The organism is Sinomonas atrocyanea (genome assembly GCF_001577305.1).
GTDB classification, from domain to species: Bacteria; Actinomycetota; Actinomycetes; order Actinomycetales; family Micrococcaceae; genus Sinomonas; species Sinomonas atrocyanea.
Genome location: NZ_CP014518.1, coordinates 2,815,104 through 2,830,514, shown reverse-complemented (window position 1 = coordinate 2,830,514; position 15,411 = coordinate 2,815,104). Strand labels below are relative to the sequence as shown.

At 71.2% G+C, this 15,411-nt stretch carries 13 protein-coding genes and 1 pseudogene; 11 read left to right on the top strand and 3 right to left on the bottom strand.

What is annotated here, in order from left to right; all coding sequences use genetic code 11:
- The first annotated feature begins 13 nt into the window (after positions 1-13).
- The 8 genes and pseudogenes from SA2016_RS13040 to SA2016_RS13005 all read left to right on the top strand — a co-directional run bounded on the left by SA2016_RS13040 (position 14) and on the right by SA2016_RS13005 (position 8,666).
- The gene (locus tag SA2016_RS13040; protein ID WP_066502520.1) at positions 14-769 is read left to right on the top strand and encodes an ABC transporter ATP-binding protein; all 756 of its coding nucleotides are present in this window, start codon (positions 14-16) and stop codon (positions 767-769) included.
- On the top strand, positions 766-2,271 hold the full coding sequence (locus tag SA2016_RS13035) for a glycosyltransferase family protein (RefSeq protein ID WP_066498750.1): 1,506 nt from the start codon (positions 766-768) through the stop codon (positions 2,269-2,271). Before SA2016_RS13040 ends, SA2016_RS13035 begins: the two co-directional genes overlap by 4 nt.
- Before the next feature lie 127 nt (positions 2,272-2,398).
- Positions 2,399-3,418: an ABC transporter substrate-binding protein gene (locus tag SA2016_RS13030; RefSeq protein WP_066498748.1), complete on the top strand. Its 1,020-nt coding sequence runs from the start codon at positions 2,399-2,401 to the stop codon at positions 3,416-3,418.
- A 7-nt stretch (positions 3,419-3,425) separates the two neighbouring features.
- Entirely contained in the window at positions 3,426-5,579 is a 2,154-nt protein-coding gene (locus tag SA2016_RS13025) for an acyltransferase family protein (protein WP_066498742.1), read from the top strand.
- A pseudogene (locus SA2016_RS13020) lies at positions 5,464-6,402 on the top strand (glycosyltransferase-like membrane protein); the annotation flags it as partial. The gene SA2016_RS13025 and the pseudogene SA2016_RS13020, both read left to right, overlap by 116 nt.
- 47 nt (positions 6,403-6,449) lie before the next feature.
- Positions 6,450-7,178 (top strand): glycosyltransferase-like membrane protein, encoded by a 729-nt coding sequence (locus SA2016_RS21795; protein ID WP_503413205.1) that lies wholly within the window; start codon positions 6,450-6,452, stop codon positions 7,176-7,178.
- 10 nt (positions 7,179-7,188) lie between these two features.
- Positions 7,189-8,208, top strand: coding sequence for a glycosyltransferase family 2 protein (locus SA2016_RS13010; protein ID WP_218030572.1), 1,020 nt, complete (start codon positions 7,189-7,191; stop codon positions 8,206-8,208).
- Complete coding sequence (locus SA2016_RS13005; RefSeq protein ID WP_066498733.1) at positions 8,205-8,666, top strand: GtrA family protein; 462 nt, start codon at positions 8,205-8,207, stop codon at positions 8,664-8,666. The genes SA2016_RS13010 and SA2016_RS13005 overlap by 4 nt, the downstream gene beginning before the upstream one ends.
- On the opposite strand, the gene SA2016_RS13000 is transcribed toward SA2016_RS13005, so the two are convergent.
- A complete protein-coding gene (locus SA2016_RS13000) occupies positions 8,647-10,686 on the bottom strand; it encodes a DUF6541 family protein (RefSeq protein ID WP_066498730.1) in 2,040 nt (679 codons plus the stop codon). The two genes, SA2016_RS13005 and SA2016_RS13000, sit on opposite strands and share 20 nt — an antisense overlap.
- Before the next feature lie 102 nt (positions 10,687-10,788).
- Here SA2016_RS13000 and SA2016_RS12995 point away from each other — a divergent pair, with 102 nt between their 5' ends.
- The 3 genes from SA2016_RS12995 to SA2016_RS12985 are packed head-to-tail and all read left to right on the top strand — an operon-like array spanning position 10,789 to position 12,882.
- Positions 10,789-11,568 carry a glycosyltransferase family 2 protein gene (locus SA2016_RS12995; RefSeq protein WP_066498727.1) on the top strand — a complete coding sequence of 260 codons (780 nt, stop codon included), beginning with the start codon at positions 10,789-10,791 and terminating at the stop codon, positions 11,566-11,568.
- Positions 11,565-11,996, top strand: a complete 432-nt coding sequence (locus SA2016_RS12990) for a DUF2304 domain-containing protein (RefSeq protein ID WP_084249507.1) — start codon at positions 11,565-11,567, stop codon at positions 11,994-11,996. The genes SA2016_RS12995 and SA2016_RS12990 overlap by 4 nt, the downstream gene beginning before the upstream one ends.
- Entirely contained in the window at positions 11,986-12,882 is an 897-nt protein-coding gene (locus SA2016_RS12985; RefSeq protein WP_066498725.1) for a glycosyltransferase family 2 protein, read from the top strand. Before SA2016_RS12990 ends, SA2016_RS12985 begins: the two co-directional genes overlap by 11 nt.
- A gap of 90 nt (positions 12,883-12,972) precedes the next feature.
- Here SA2016_RS12985 and SA2016_RS12980 read toward each other — a convergent pair whose 3' ends face one another.
- Together SA2016_RS12980 and SA2016_RS22005 are read right to left on the bottom strand one after the other, a co-directional pair.
- A complete protein-coding gene (locus tag SA2016_RS12980; protein WP_066498721.1) occupies positions 12,973-14,397 on the bottom strand; it encodes a lipopolysaccharide biosynthesis protein in 1,425 nt (474 codons plus the stop codon).
- Positions 14,394-15,404 carry a glycosyltransferase gene (locus SA2016_RS22005; protein ID WP_218030573.1) on the bottom strand — a complete coding sequence of 337 codons (1,011 nt, stop codon included), beginning with the start codon at positions 15,402-15,404 and terminating at the stop codon, positions 14,394-14,396. The genes SA2016_RS12980 and SA2016_RS22005 overlap by 4 nt, the downstream gene beginning before the upstream one ends.
- Positions 15,405-15,411: the final 7 nt, after the last annotated feature.

The window sequence follows — 15,411 nt, the reverse complement described above, 5'->3', positions numbered from 1 at the left end:
CCACACCGTCACGATGCAGACCGCCATCACGGTCCAGGGAGTCCGCAAGGAGTTCGTGCTCCGGCACACCCGCTCCCTCAAGGAGGCGGTCATGTGGATCCTCCGCGGCCGCCGCGGAGACATCTCCAAGAAGTTCGACGCCCTCAAGGACGTCTCCCTCCACGTGGAGGAGGGCGAGACCGTGGCCCTGATGGGCCTGAACGGCTCGGGCAAGTCGACCTTGCTCAAGCTCATCTCGGGGGTGCTGCAGCCGGACGCCGGGTCGGTGCGCACCCGCGGCCGCGTCGCCGGGCTCATCGAGGTGGGCGCCGGGTTCCACCACGACCTCAGCGGGCGGGACAACGTCTACCTCAACGGCGCGATCCTGGGGATGTCGGAGCAGCAGATCGACGCGATGTTCGACTCGATCGTCGAGTTCTCCGAGATCGGCGAGTTCATCGACACCGAGGTCAAGTTCTATTCCTCGGGCATGTACCTGCGCCTCGCCTTCAGCATCGCTGTCCACACGGATCCCGAGGTCTTCCTCATCGACGAGATCCTGGCCGTGGGCGACGAGCCGTTCCAGCGCAAGTGCATCTCCAAGATCAAGGAGCTCGCCGAGGCGGGGAAGACCCTGTTCGTGGTGAGCCACGACCTCGACCTCGTCTCGACCATCTGCGAGCGGGGGGTCCTGCTCGAGCACGGCAAGGTGATCATGGACGGCGAGGTGCACGAGGTGGTGAAGGAGCTCCGCCGCCGCAGCGCGGAATCCGCGGGCACGGAGGCGTGAGCCACGGTGGCGCCGTGCAGGAGACGCATGTCTCCCAGCGGTCGCGCCTGATTCTGCCCCTCGCGGCCGCGGCGTTCGCGCTCGTCACCCTCGTGCCGGCCTTCTGGGTGCCGAGCCTGTGGACCGATGAGGCTGCGACCGCGAGCGCGGTCCGCCGTTCGTGGCCCGAGCTGTTCTTCATGCTGGGCAAGGTCGACGTCGTCCACGGCCTGTACTACATGCTCGTGAAGTCGCTGACCGATGCGGTGGGCGTGAGCGAGCTGAGCCTGCGCGCCCCGAGCATCGCAGCGGGCGCCGCGGCTGCCGCGGCCCTGGCCGTGGCGGGCCGACGCCTCGGCGGCCCGCGCGCGGGGCTCGCCGCCGCCGCCGTGCTCGTCCTCCTGCCGCGGTTCCAGTTCGCGGCGACGGACGCGCGGTCCTACGTGCTCACGGTCCTGGGCACCTCGCTCTGCCTGGCGGCACTGGCGGCGCTGAGGGATTCGGGGCGGTGGCGCGCCGCCGTGGGCTTCGGCGCCGCGCTCATGGTCTCCACCGGGCTCTCGTTCTACTGCATCCTGCTCGCCCCGGTCGCGGTGCTCGCGGCCCTCGCCGACCGCAGCCTCCGTCCGCACTGGTGGAAGGTGGCGCTCGCCAGCGTCCCGGCCGCCGGGCTCGCGGCATGGGTCGCATCGCTCGCCTCGCGCCAGACGTTCCAGGTGGCCTGGATCCCTCCGCTCGACGGGCACGTGGTCCCCGAGATCTTCCTCCTGCAGTACTTCTCGCACGCCTCGATGTGGACCGACGCCGGCATCGTCCCGCGCGCGTCGGCCCCGCTCGTCGTCGGCATGGTGATGACCGCCGTCGCCGTGCTGGCGCTCGCGGTCTGGGGCACGGTCCGCCGCCCGCGCTCGTTCACCACCGTGCTCGGCCTCGGGCTCATCGTGGTCCCGCTCGCTGTGCTCCTCATCGGATCGGCCCTGATGGGCAGCTCCTACTACCTTCCGCGCTACCTGACCTTCACCGCGCCCGGGCTGTGCCTGCTCGCCGCCAACGGTGCCGTCTCCCTGAGCCGGGCCGCCGCGTCCCGCTGGGTCGCCGGCGCGGCAGCGCTCACGCTCGCCGGCGGGGCCGTCCTTGCCATCGCCGGGCAGCGTACGGAATTCGCGCGGAGCCCCTCCGATGACTTCCGCTTCGTCGCTGACACGATCCGGGACCATGCCCGGCCGGGGGAGTCCTTCGCGGTCGCCGCGGGGGAGGACCTCTTCCTTGCGGCCTACCCCCGGCCCTTCGAGGGGCTCGTGGACCTCACCCGCGGCATCAGCGCCGCGCAGTGGGGCCTGATCTTCGATCAGCGGTTCCCGCTCGAGAGCCGATCGGCCCTCGTGGACCGGCAGAAGGTCGTCTTCGCCATCAGGCCGGTGGAGAAGCCCCAGGAGGAGCAGTTCCTCCGCAGCCGCGGGTTCACGGAACAGGCGCGCTGGACGGGCCCCGGCCACGTGGTCGTCAAGTTCGTCAAGCCTTGACCGCTACCATTGACTGGGTGCGCCGGCCCTTCCGGCGTTCGAGGAATGAAGGATGAGGAAGCGGATGCCGAAGCCCCCGACGACGTCGACCAGCTCTTGGAGCCGACGGGCGTTCTTGGCGGGGGGCGTGTCGCTGCCCTTCCTCCTGACCGGGTGCCTCGACAAGAAGAGCGCCGACCGGACCGCCGTCGAGGACAACTCCTTCCCGACGACCATCAGGCACGCCCTGGGATCCACCACCATCGAGGAGGAGCCGCGCATCATCGCCACCCTCGGGTGGTCGAGTGCAGACGTCTGCGTCGAGCTCGGCGTGCTGCCCGCCGGCTACCCGGTGGAGGCGCTGCGCGGCTATGGGACTCCGCCCTGGTTCTCCAAGGCCGTGAGCCAGCTCGACGCGCTCCTGCCCCGCAACTACCACGACGACGGCGGTGTGCCCTGGGGCGACCTGACCGACATCAAGCCCGACCTCATCCTCGCCGTCAACGCCGCCTTCGGGAGGGACGCGTCCGAGACGGCGGACATCTACACCCAGCTGACCAAGATCGCCCCCACCGTCGCGTGGCCCGGCCGCCCGAAGGACACCGACTGGCGGACGACGACGACGATGGTCGCCCAGGCGCTCGGCCGCAAGGACGCCGGCCGCTCGCTCGTGACCTCCACCGAAGGCGCCATCCGCGACGCGGCGGGCGCCTACAAGGACCTCGCGGGCGCCACCGTGCTGTGCCTGGAGGCACGCTCCGTGCCCGGGGCCTCGTTCGAGGTCCACACCCAGGACTCCAACGCCATGCGCGTCCTCGCGGACTTCGGCCTCAAGCCCGCGCCCGCCCTGGCGAGGATCGTCGCGGACGCCCAGCCCAACAGCGCGGGGTCCGGTCCCAAGACGGTCTACCTCGACGCGAACCGGGCCGACGAGCTCGTGGCGGATGTCGTCGTGGTCGGGGTCCGCCCGGACGAGCACAAAGACATCGCGGACGGCAAGACCCTGGCCGGGATCCCCGCCCAACGGCGCGGCTCGACCCTCCTGCTCAACACGGACCAGGACTTCCTCGCCCTCGTCGCCGCCTCGCCCACCTCCATCAAGTGGGCCATCCAGACGGTGATGCCCGGACTCGCCCGCTGCGCGTACCTCGCGCGCAGCGGCAAGTAGCGCCGCCGTGACGCAGACCGAGCCGGGGGAGCGGCGCTCCACGGAGCCGGCAGCCGCGGCCCCCGCCGCTCCGCGCACGGTCCGCAAGGACATCCAGGCCCTCCGGGCCCTCGCGGTGGCCGCCGTCGTCGTGAACCACGTGTGGCCCCGGCACCTCCCCGGCGGCTACGTCGGCGTCGACATCTTCTTCGTCATCTCCGGCTACCTCATCAGCAACCACCTCCTGTCGGAGGTCCGCCGGACGGGGACGGTCCGGCTCGGCTCGTTCTACGCACGGCGCGCCAAGAGGCTCCTCCCCGCGGCGCTCCTGGTCGGGCTGGTGGCCCTGGCGGCGGCGTACATCTGGCTGCCGTTCAACCGCTGGGCGGTCATTGCCCAGGAGACCATCGCGGCCGCCTTCTACGCCGAGAACTGGGTGCTGGCGGCCAAGTCGGTCGACTACTCGGCCCACAGCGAGGGCGCCTCCACAGTCCAGCACTACTGGTCGCTGTCCGTGGAGGAGCAGTTCTACCTGCTGTGGCCGCTCCTGCTCCTCGCCGCCTGGGCCGTGGCCAGGAGATTCGGCTTCCGCCACCACCGCAGCCTCACGCTCGCCTTCTCGCTCGTGGGGGCCGCCTCCTTCGCCTTCTGCATCTGGTACACGATGACGGACCGCAGCCCCGCGTACTTCGTCACCCCGGGGCGCGCGTGGGAGTTCGCGGCCGGCGGGCTCATCGCGGTCGTCGGCCACCGGCTCCGCGAGCGCGGCACACGGCCCCTGCCGATGCCCGTCAGGGGGATCCTCCAGACGGCGGGGCTCGTCCTCCTCGTCGTCGCGGCGCTCGCCTTCAACGAGACCACGCCCTTCCCCGGCTACCTCGCCGCCGTCCCCGTGGCGGGGACGGCGCTGATCATCGCGTCCGGGCCCCAGCGCCCCGGGTGGTCGCCCGTGCGCGTCCTTGAGAACAGGGCCGTCCAGTACGTGGGGGACATCTCCTACTCGCTCTACCTCTGGCACTGGCCGCTCATCATCCTCGCCCCGGCGGTCCTCGCGAGGGAGGCCGGCACGGCCGACCGGATCGCCATCGTGGCCCTCTCGCTCGTGCTCGCCGCCGCCACCAAGCGCTTCGTCGAGGACCCGGGCAGGAGCCGGCTGCTGCGCGCCTCGTCCCCGCGGAAGGTGATCCTGGCGACGGCTGCGGCGATGAGCGCCGTGGCCGTCGCCGGACTGTCCCTGACCGGCGCCGCGTCCGCCGAGCAGGCGGCCCAGGAGCACCGGGCGGCCCTGCTGGCGAGCGGGGCGTGCTTCGGCGCGGCGAGCCTTGCCGATCCGAAGGGATGCACGGACCCCTTCGGTCCCGCCGAGGTCGCGAACGTCGGCGACGGCGAGGCCCCCTGGTTCAACGCCCCGGAATGCAGCCCGGCGCCCAACCCGGTCATGGCCGGCCAGCAGAGGGCCCTCCTGCGGTGCGACTTCACCCAGGGCCAGCCCGCCTCCGAGACGGTCTGGCTCGTCGGGGACTCCCACGCCGAACAGTGGAAGGCCGCGATCCACGAGCTCGCCCGGCAGCGGCACTGGGTCCTCTACGAGAGCCTCGTCGGAGGATGCCCGCTCGTCGACGCCAAGCGCGTGGCGTTCATGGGCGTGCCGTCGGACAACCCGGCGCTGCAGCAGAAATGCCTGAGCTGGAGCCGCGACCTCGCCGCCAGGATCACCGCGGAACGGCCCAACCTGGTCATCGCGTCCACCTTCGCCAGCGGCGAGACCGTGGACGACGGCACGGGCCGGCCGCAGCTGGACCAGTACCGGTCCGCAGTCAGCCGCCGCTTCGTGCCCTGGGCCGCTGCCGGGTCCCGTGTCCTCGTGATCCGGGACACCCCCCTCACCCTCGACCATTCCACCCCCGACTGCGTCGCCCAGAATCCGGACGATCCGCAGAGGTGCTCGAACCCCCGGTCGGCGGCGCTTCCCCCGGACCCGCTGGCAGAGGGCGTCCGCGCGCTCCACGACCGGCGCCTCAGCGTCCTGGACCTCTCCGACCAGTTCTGCCCCGGGAATACCTGCTATGCGGTCATCGGCGGCGCCCACGTCTACTTCGACCGGGACCACGTCTCGCGCACCTACGTCAAGTCGCTCGTGCCCCTGGTCAGCAGGAGATTCGATGCTGCGGTCCACGGCTGAGCCGCAGGAGGCGGCCACGGGGGAGGCCGAGCGCAGGCCCCGCGGGGCCATCGCCGTCGCCGCGATCCTGTCCACGCTGGTGGCGCTCGTCCTCGTCGATGTCGTGGCGGACCCGCCGCCCACGCTCGTTCCGTACAGCACCGCGCTCGTCGTGGCCGCAGCCCTCGGTCTCCTCGCCCTCACGCCGCTGCTGCACACGGCCGCCGCGTGGTGCGCCGGCAGGCTCGACCGGATGCCCCGCCCGGCCCGGTGGACCCTCGCGGCAGCCGCCCTGCTGGTCCTCACGCTCGTTCCCGCGGTCATCGGACTGGCCGTCCGCGTGCCGCCGGGCTGGGATGCCGGAGCGGTCCTGGACACCGCGACGGCCTTCGCGCGGGGCACGCACTACGACTTCGCGGAGCAGTACTTCGCCTGGTACCCGAACAACCTCTTCCTGGCCCTCGCGCTCGGATGCTACTTCAAGCTCGTCGGCGCGTTCGGCGTGACGGACACCCTGGCCGCGGCGATCTGGCTGCACGCCCTCTTCATGGCCGTGAGCTCGCTCCTCGCCGTCCGCCTCGCCCGGCGGGTGGCGGGCCAGGCGGCCGGCGTGGGCACCCTGCTCGTCACCGTTCCGTTCGTGGCCCTCGGGCCGTGGAGCGGGGTCCCCTACTCCGACACGCTCTCGATGCCGTTCCCCATCGCCATCCTGCTCCTCGCGGACGTGGCCCGCACCGCCCCCCGTGGGCGCTCGGTACTGCTCTGGGCCGCGGTCGGCGTGCTCACCGCGGTCGGGGCGCAGATCAAGCCGACGGTGGTCTTCGCCCTCGCAGCGGCGGGGCTGACGACGATGCTCGCCTCGAGGGGGCCCGCGAGTGGGTCCGGACCGCGGTGGCGGCGCTCGTGGCCCTCGCCTTCGCGGGCGCGGCGTTCTTCGGCAGCAGCGCGGCGGTCAGGGGCGCGCACGTCGTCCAGTTCAACCTCGACACCAATACGCAGGCAGTGCCGTTCACGCACTTCCTCAAGATGGGTGCCACGGGGCGGGGCGGCTTCAACGCGGACGACATCCGGAACACCCTGAGCACCCCGCCGGCAGACCGATTCGCCAACGGGCTCAACGGCTACCTCGACCGCGTCGAGGCCATGGGGCCCACGGGCTACCCGGGCTTCCTCCTGGACAAGCTCGGCTGGTCGCTCGGCGACGGATCGTTCTACGCCTGGGCGGAGGGGGTCACCCGGGAGAACCACAGCTTCCCCGCCCACGATCCGCTCAGCGAGCAGATCCGCCGCTTCTACACGTTCGATGGCGACGGCGCACCTTTCCTGCGCAGCGCCTGGCAGGCGGCATGGTTCGCCGTGCTCGCGGTCCTCGCCCTCTCGGCGCTGATCAGGGGCCCGGGCAGGGACGCCTGGGCCGGCACGGCCGGGCGGCTGGCCTTCCTGGCACTGCTGGTCTTCCTGGCCCTCTTCGAGAACAGGGCCCGCTACATCTACCTCTACGTCCCGGTGGTCGCGGTGCTCGTCTCGGCCGCGGTCGCCGACGGCCACGCCGCGCTCGCGCGCTGGCGCGCGAGAAGGCGCCCGGACCCGGACGCCGCCGGCTCCGCGGCCGTCTCGTAGAATCGTGAGCGTGCTTGAAAACATGGGGGACGCCGACCGACCGTCCGCCGGGCTCCTGAGCTTCGTCCTCCCTGTCCACAACGAAGCGGCGAACGTGCATCCCCTGCACGGGCGCCTCACCGCGATCGTCGAGCAGCTGGGCCACGAGGCCGAGTTCATCTACGTCAACGACGGCAGCACCGACGAGTCCCTTGCGGTGCTCCGCGGCCTCGCGCGCCGGGACCCGCGCGTGGTCGTGATCGACTTCTCGCGGAACTTCGGGCACCAGATCGCCGTGACGGCGGGCCTCGACGAGGCGCGGGGCGACGCCGTAGTCATCATGGACACCGACCTGCAGGATCCGCCGGAGGTGGTGTTCGACCTCGTGGCCGCCTGGCAGGGGGGCGCGGACGTCGCGTACGCCGAGCGGCGAACCAGGAAGGACTCCTGGTTCAAGCGCACGACGGCGTCCGCGTACTACCGCCTCCTGCGCAGGCTCTCCGACATCGACATCCCCGCCAACACCGGCGACTTCCGGCTCATCGACCGCCGCGTCGTCGAGGAGCTCAAGAAGTACCGCGAAGTGGACCGGTACCTGCGCGGGATGGTCAGCCATGTCGGCTTCACGCAGGTGGCGGTGCCGTTCGACCGCGATGAGCGGCTGCACGGCGAGACGGGCTATCCGATGGCCAAGATGCTCAAGCTCGCGGCGGACGGGATCCTCGGCTTCTCCACGTTCCCGCTCACCGTCATCTCCAGGATCGGCTTCCTCGCCTCGGGGCTTGCCGTCCTCGGCGCGCTGTACGCGCTCGCGATGAAGCTCTTCGCGCCCCAGAACGTCGTGGACGGATGGACCTTCATCGTCATGAGCGTGCTGTTCGTGGGCGGACTCCAGATCAGCATGCTGGGGATCCTCGGCCAGTACATCGGCCGCATCTACCGCGAAGTGCAGGACCGGCCGCTCTACACCGTGCGGTCGGTGTACCGGCACGGGGAGGGGCGGCCGACGGCGGGCGCCCCGAACGGCGCCGCGCGCGTCGGCGACGCATGACGCCGGACCTCCGGCGCCCGGGCCCTGCGGCGCTGGCGAGGCTCTTCCGCTTCGTGGTGGTCGGCCTCGTGAACAATGCCGTCGGCTACGGCCTCTTCGTCGTGCAGTCCCTCGCCGGGGTCGGGCACACCGAGGCCATGACCGTCAGCTACGTGGTCGGCATGGCCGTGAGCTTCTGGGGCAACCGCGCCTGGACGTTCGGCCACGACGGACCGCTCTGGCCCACCGTCCTGCGATTCCTCGGGGCGAACGCGGTCGGCTACGGGGTCAACTACGTCCTGCTCACTGCGCTCGTCGAGGGCTGGGGCTGGCCGCAGATCCCCGCGCAGCTCGCGGCCACCGCCGTGGTCGCGGCCTGCACCTTCACGCTCATGCGCCTCTGGGTCTTCCCACCAGCCGTGCGGGCGTCCAGCGGTGCGGAGGCGGCCGAGGAGGCCGCTAGGGGCAGTTCACTCTGAAGAGCCGCGCGTGGCCGACCTCGGCGACGAGCTTGACGCCAGGGGCGGAGTCCGTGGCCAGGTCGTTGAGCCCGACGAACGGGTCATCGGACGGGATGACGGTCTTGTCGCCGAAATCGAGCGCCCAGTAGGCCCGCAGCTCCTTGATCGCGGGGCACACCCGCGAGTTGTAGGCCGCCTCGTCCCAATGGTTGAGGACCATCGCCTCAGTGGGGTTCCGGTCGCCGAAGACGTGCGGGGCCACGGTGCGCCGGTCCTCGAGCGCGTACACGAGGGAGCCGCCCATGAGGGGGTTGGCCACGATGGTGTCGCCAGCAGGCACGATGCCCGGGACCTGCTGGAGCAGCGCGCGCTCGTCCGAGTCCACGAGCATCGAGTTGGCGTCGAGGGTGAAGACCTGGTGGATGCGGTCCTGGACGCTCGAGAGCGTTCCGCCCTGCGAGCCCACGCCCATCACCAGGATCACGAGGGAGACCACGATGGCGGTGATGCCCTGCCAACGTGGCGCGGCCGAGGCGGCGAGCGGGCTCAGGCGCTTCGTCCCGGCCGCCCATTCCCGCGCGAGCTCCAGGCCGGCGCGGAGGCGCCAGAGGAGCCATTCTGCGCCCAGGATGGCGACCGGAAGGGCCACGACGGGCAGGATGGCCGCCAGCCGGAAGCTGTCGTTGTACCAGACGCCCGTGAGGAAGGTGCGCAGCCAGCCCGGGTTCCAGCTCGAGACGACGACGTAGAGGGCGCCCCCGATCGCGTACATCGCCAGGACCCACCAGAGGCGGCGCAGCTGGCGGGCCAGCACGTACAGGCCGATGAAGGTCAGGGGGGTGAGGATCCAGGCGACCGTCGTCCCCATGGGGGCGTTCGCGAGGACCTCGCCGATGGCCCGCGCGTTGGACTGGAAGGGGGCCCACGGGGCGGCGCTCAGGCTCGGCCGCAGCAGGTACCAGATGCCGGCCACCCCGATGGAGTAGACCAGCGCGAAGGCGCCCCAGACGCGCAGGGCCCGGCGCGACGTCGTCCGCTTCCGCCACGCGCCCCAGGTGACGAAGAAGCGCGCCCAGACCACCGGCACCGCGAAGCCGAGCAGGCCGATCGCCGTCGAGGGGTGGGTCAGGGCGAGGCCGGGGAAGGTCGCGACGAGGGCGAGGATCGGCGGAAGGGGCGAGGACGGCTGGCTGCGCGCCATGCCGAGGGCCTCGATCGCCAGCCCGAGCACGGCCGGCATGAGCGCGATCGCGGCATGGTTGGGGTACAGGACGCCGAACGCCACCATGAGGTAGGGGAAGGCGCTGAAGCCCGCCGAGAGCGCCCCGGCGGCCATGAGCGGAACCGGGCGGTATCCGACGATCCGGCTGATCAGGAACAGGCACGAGAGCGGCCAGACGAGGGCTCCGATGACGATCGTCGCGACGTTGACCACGACCGGCACGGGGCCGCCGGCCAGCTGGAGGATGAGCGCCATGGAGTCGTGCATCGCGGCCGGGTAGAACGAGTGGGACGCGTCGGTGAGGTTGCCCAGCGTGAGAGAGGACCCGTTGGCGTGGTCCTCGATGTAGCGGATCGCGTTGAGGTGGTAGATGTTGTCGAACGTCTGCGAGAAGTCTTCGGGGGCGCCGAAGCCGAGGATGTAGCGGCGGCCGATGACGAGGGCAGCGAACGCTACCGAGAGCGGCACGCCGGCCCAGACGATCCACCGGCCGAGGTCGAGGTGCGTGAGCGGACCGTTGGAGGCGAGGACCCCGCCGCCGTGACGCTGGGAGGACCGGCGGCGCCAGAGGATGCGCACGGCCAGGGTGCCGACGACCAGGACGGCCGAGACCACGAAGTAGACCACCGGGTTGAAGGGCAGCCGCACGAAGGGCGCCACCACGGCCGTGCAGCCTGCGACGGAGGCGGAGACCGGAGCGGCCAGCGCGGCGAGGTTCAGCCGCCTGACACCGGCCGCTGCGAGCACCGCCAGACCGGGCCCGAACATCACCACCAATGCTGCCGCGAAGGTCGGGATGGTCTGGATCCAGGTCATCTGGTGAGGCTCCTCGCGTCGGTCAACCCCCTAAGTATGCCCTGTCGTGCTGTGTCGGACGTGCAGAAGGGGGACCGGGGGCTCTTGGTATAGTTGCCAATCATGGGTACACCGAGGCGATCAGGCGCGCTCATCATCATGCCCGCCTGGAATGAGGCGGAAGCCATCGGCGGCACCATCCAGAACGTGAGGGCCATCGTCCCGCACCACGACATCCTGGTCGTGGACGACGGCTCGAAGGACGCGACGGCACGGATTGCCGCCGAAGCCGGAGCGGCGGTGCTGAGGCTGCCGTTCAACCTCGGCGTCGGCGGAGCCATGCGGGCAGGGTTCAAGTACGCGCTCCGGAACGGCTACACGCGCGCCATCCAGGTCGATTCCGACGGCCAGCACGATCCGCACGACATCGACCGGGTGCTCGCCGGGCTCGACGGCGCGGACATCTCGATCGGAGCACGCTTCGCCGGCCGCGGGACGTACGGCGCCAAGGGCCCCCGCCGCTGGGCCATGGTCGTGCTCGCGAGGGTCATCTCCGCGGTCGCCGGAACGCGCCTGACCGATGTCACCTCCGGCTTCCGGGCAGCGAACCTCAAGGCGCTGCACCAGTACATGGAGCACTTCCCGGCCGAGTACCTCGGAGACACCATCGACTCCCTCGTCGTGGCGGTGAAGTCGGGGTGCAAGGTCACCCAGGTCCCCGTCGAAATGAAGGCCCGGCAGGCCGGCACGCCGAGCCACAGCCCCTGGAAGGCGACCATCTACTTGGCCAGATCAGGTCTCGTGCTCTGCTTCGCGCTCGCACGCCCCCGCACCAAGATGCCCGCCGAGATCAGCGCGCCCGCCGCCGGCGACATCGCCGGGGAGACGGGGGCCTCCGCGTGAGCGTCGCCTTCTCCCTCGTCATCGCGATCGGGATGGTGCTGGCCGTTCTGGCCATGCTCCGTTCCGGCAAGCTGCGCGAGAAGTACGCCGTCCTGTGGCTCGTCGTCGGCGGGCTCACGATCATCCTGGGGATCTTCCCGGGGCTGCTGGACTGGGCAGCGTCCCTGGTCGGCATCAAGGTTCCGGCCAACCTCCTCTTCGCCCTCTCGATCGTGCTCCTCGTCGGCGTCGGCCTCCATGTCTCGCGCGAGCTCACGGTCCTCGAGGAGGAGACCAGGATCCTCGCCGAAGAGGTGGCCATCCTGCGCCAGTCCGTCGACGTGCTCCGCAGGACCGCCACGACCTCGGCCGAGATCCCCCAAGACCCGACCGCAGTGCACCATCCTGCACGCCCGATCGCATCAGAAGAGGTTGACAGTGACCATTGACGTGATGTTCCCCTACTACGGGGACGTTGCCATGATGAAGGCCGCCGTGGCCTCCGTGCTCAGCCAGGAGGACGAGGACTTCCGTCTGACCATCGTCGACGACGGCTACCCCGACGAGACGCTCCCGGAGTACTTCGCCAACCTGGTCGAGGGCGATCCGCGGGTGCGCTACTTCCGCAACGAGAAGAACCTCGGCGCCAACGGAAACTACAAGAAGTGCCTGTCCCTCGTCGAGCACGATGTGGTCGTGGTCATGGGCGCGGACGACATCATGCTGCCGAACTACATCGGCACGGTCCGCAAGGCGTTCCAGAACCCGGACGTGGCGATCGTCCAGCCCGGCGTCGAGGTGATCGACGAGAACGGCAGTGTCTACGAGCCGCTCGGCGACCGCGTCAAGGGCTTCCTGCGGAGGCTCGCCGTCGGCGGTTCGTCGGAGGCCATCATCGAGGGTGAGGCGATCGCGGAGAGCCTCATCACCGGCGACTGGCTCTACTTCCCCTCGGTGGCCTGGCGTGCCGAGGCGATCCTCAAGCACGACTTCCGCGAGCAGTACAACGTGGTCCAGGACCTCGCCCTCGCGATGGACATCATCATGGACGGCGGCAAGATGCTCGTCACCGACACCGTGTGCTTCCAGTACCGGCGCCACCGCGAGTCGGACTCCTCCGTGCGCGCCCTCGACGGGCGCCGGTTCGCCGAGGAGCGGGCCTTCTTCGACGAGTGCGCCGCCGACTTCGCCCGTCTGGGATGGACGAGGGCGGCCCGCGCGGCCCGCGTCCACCTGACCTCCCGGCTCAACGCGGTGTCGCTGACCCCCAAGGTCGTCCAGAAGCGGATGTGGCCCGGGCTCAAGAGGCTCACGGTGCACGCGCTGCGCCCCTAGGCGGCAGCCCCGCACGACACCGGCGGCGCCGGACCCTCCGGTCCGGCGCCGCCGGTGTCTGTGCCTGCCCTTCTTTTGGGGGCTCCCGCGTCAGCCGATGACGGCCTTGAGCCGTCCCGAACGCCACAGCCACAGCGCGGCGGCGGCGAACGCGACCAGGGCCGCGGCGAAGGTCCCGACGCCGAACCAGAAGTCGGTGGGCAGCAGGAGCATGAGGGCGCAGACGGCGACGCTCACCACCAGGCCGAGGACCATGATCCGCGCGTCCATCAGATGGCGGCCGTGGCGCCGCGCCGCGGCCATGTAGGCCAGGCCCAGCAGGACGAAGGCCAGCACCTTGGTGGCCCCCACCCAGAACAGGCTCCCCGTCGCGGCGGGGATCAGCATGACCGCCAGATCGAGGATGGCAACGGCCGGGGTGACCAGCGCCATGAGGCGGGTGCGGCCGATGGCCACGAGCTGCGTCGTGCCGAGCAGGAAGACGATGTAGCCCATGGCCATGGCCGGCATGATCCGGGCGAGCTGGAGCTGCTCGACGGTCGGGTCGTGCGCGAGGATGTTGGCGGCCAGCACGGCGGACGCGCTCGCGGCGACCGCGAGGGCCACGCCGACGGCGACCCCCTCGACCATGATGCGGCGCACGGCGCCCTTCGCGTCGTCCCCGCGGTGCGCGAGGATGGCCGTCTCCCACACGTTGGCGAGGGCCATGATCACGGCGAGGGGCCCGAGGGCCATGGGCAGCATGGCCCCGTACTTGCCGTAGAACGCCGGTCCGTGGAGGGCGGTGAGGATGAACGACTCGCCCTGGAGCATGAGCACGAGCGCGACGCTGTGGGGGAGCATCGGCGCCGAGGTCCGCAGCGCCGAGCCCACCAGTCCCGGGAAGGCGAAGGGCCGGCCCGGCTTCGAGGCGATCAGGCTGGCGGCCGAGGTGAGGGCGACGACGACGGCGAAGGCGCCCATGTACGCCGCGGCGCTGCGCGAGACGAACAGGACGGCGGCGAGGCCCGCGAGGTGACCGAGCGTCTGGGCGCCGATGGTGATCCCGACGAAGGCCATGGCCCGGTGCTGCGCCCGCAGGACGGAGAGGCACATCTGGATTCCGCCCAGCAGCCCGACCACCGCCAGCGCGATCACCGTGGAGAGGTTGTCGGCGAGTCGCCCGGCCGCGGCGGCCAGCGCGACGGCGACGCCGACGCCGAGCACGCCCAGGCCGGCGCTCTGCAGGATGCCGAAGCCGGACAGCGACGCCGCCTTGCGCGGGCCGTCGGGGCCGTCGAAGTAGGCGCGGGTGATGATGAGCGGCAGGCCCACGAGGATGACGATCAGCGCGACGGACACGAGCGAGATCGAGAACGAGACCCGGCCCCACTGCTCGGGGTCGAGGGTCCGCTGCACGAACGGCTGGGTGATCAGCGGACCGGCGCCCTGGGCGACGGCGGCGAGGAGGTACAGGAACCGGTGGCTGGCCGGCGCAGCCGCGACGGCCACCGCCTGCTCGGGCTGCCGGCTCATGCCCCGAGCTCGTACTGGCGGCGGATGTAGGACCGGTACGCCGTCGCGTAGAGGCCCGGTGCCACCCGCGCTGCGACGGCCGAGGCGGCGATGACGGGCGCGCACATGAACACGTCCGGCAGGTCCCGCAGCCGGACCTTGTCCCGCAGGACGGCCGAGAGGGCCGCCACGGTCTGCCCGTCGGCACCGCCGGCGAGGGCGCCGGAGAGCACGACCACCGCGAGCGTGGCCCGCATGCAGCGCCAGGACCGCTGCGAGACGAGGGGGGCCACCCCTGGGTTGAGGCCGTCGCGCAGGAACGCTTCGGTGTCCGTGACGAAGTCGGCGGTGAGCTTCTGCGACCATGTGGTCGAGGCAGCGTCGACGTAGTAGGCGTAGACCGGGGTGGCGCTGAACCTCACCGCGGTGCTGTAGGAATAGGCCGCCGCGTTGAAGATGATGTCCTCGTAGCGCCGGATGTCCTCGCGGTGCTGGACGGCATCGAACAGGCGCCGGCGGTAGAGCTTGCCGTGGTTGTAGTTCCAGATGCGCTCCTGCAGGAGCGCCTCGACCGCTTCGAGGCCGGTGAGCGTGCCCGTCACGCGGTCGGGCCGGACACTCTCGCGCCCGCTGGCCAGCTTGGCCACGTGGGCTCCGGCGGCGACGTCGACCGCCGGGTCCGCCGCGAGCGCGAGGAGGTGGTCCAGCGCGAGGGGGAGCAGCTCGTCGTCGCTGTCGAGGAAGCCCACGAACTCGCCCGTGGACGCGGCGACGCCGGCGTTGCGCGCAGCGCTGGGGCCGGAGTTGGCCTGGAGGGAGACCAGCCGGATGCGCTGATCGCCGGTGGCCCTGATGTAGTCGCGGACGGCCTGCGCGCCCCCGTCCGTGGAGCAGTCGTCGACGACCACGGCCTCCCAGCCGCCGAAGGTCTGCGCGCGGACACTGTCGAGGGCCCGGCCGATCACTGCGGCGCCGTTGTACAGCGGGATGACGAGGCTCACTCGGGGCGTGGGCGCTGGGCTGGTCACGGTGCTC

Bases quoted from the DNA above. Each gene is read 5' to 3' on its own strand.
- SA2016_RS13040 (WP_066502520.1), top strand. From the start codon at position 14: ATGCAGACCGCCATCACGGTCCAGGGAGTCCGCAAGGAGTTCGTGCTC.
- SA2016_RS13005 (WP_066498733.1), top strand. From the start codon at position 8,205: ATGACGCCGGACCTCCGGCGCCCGGGCCCTGCGGCGCTGGCGAGGCTC.
- SA2016_RS13000 (WP_066498730.1), bottom strand. From the start codon at position 10,686: ATGACCTGGATCCAGACCATCCCGACCTTCGCGGCAGCATTGGTGGTG.
- SA2016_RS12995 (WP_066498727.1), top strand. From the start codon at position 10,789: ATGGGTACACCGAGGCGATCAGGCGCGCTCATCATCATGCCCGCCTGG.
- SA2016_RS12980 (WP_066498721.1), bottom strand. From the start codon at position 14,397: ATGAGCCGGCAGCCCGAGCAGGCGGTGGCCGTCGCGGCTGCGCCGGCC.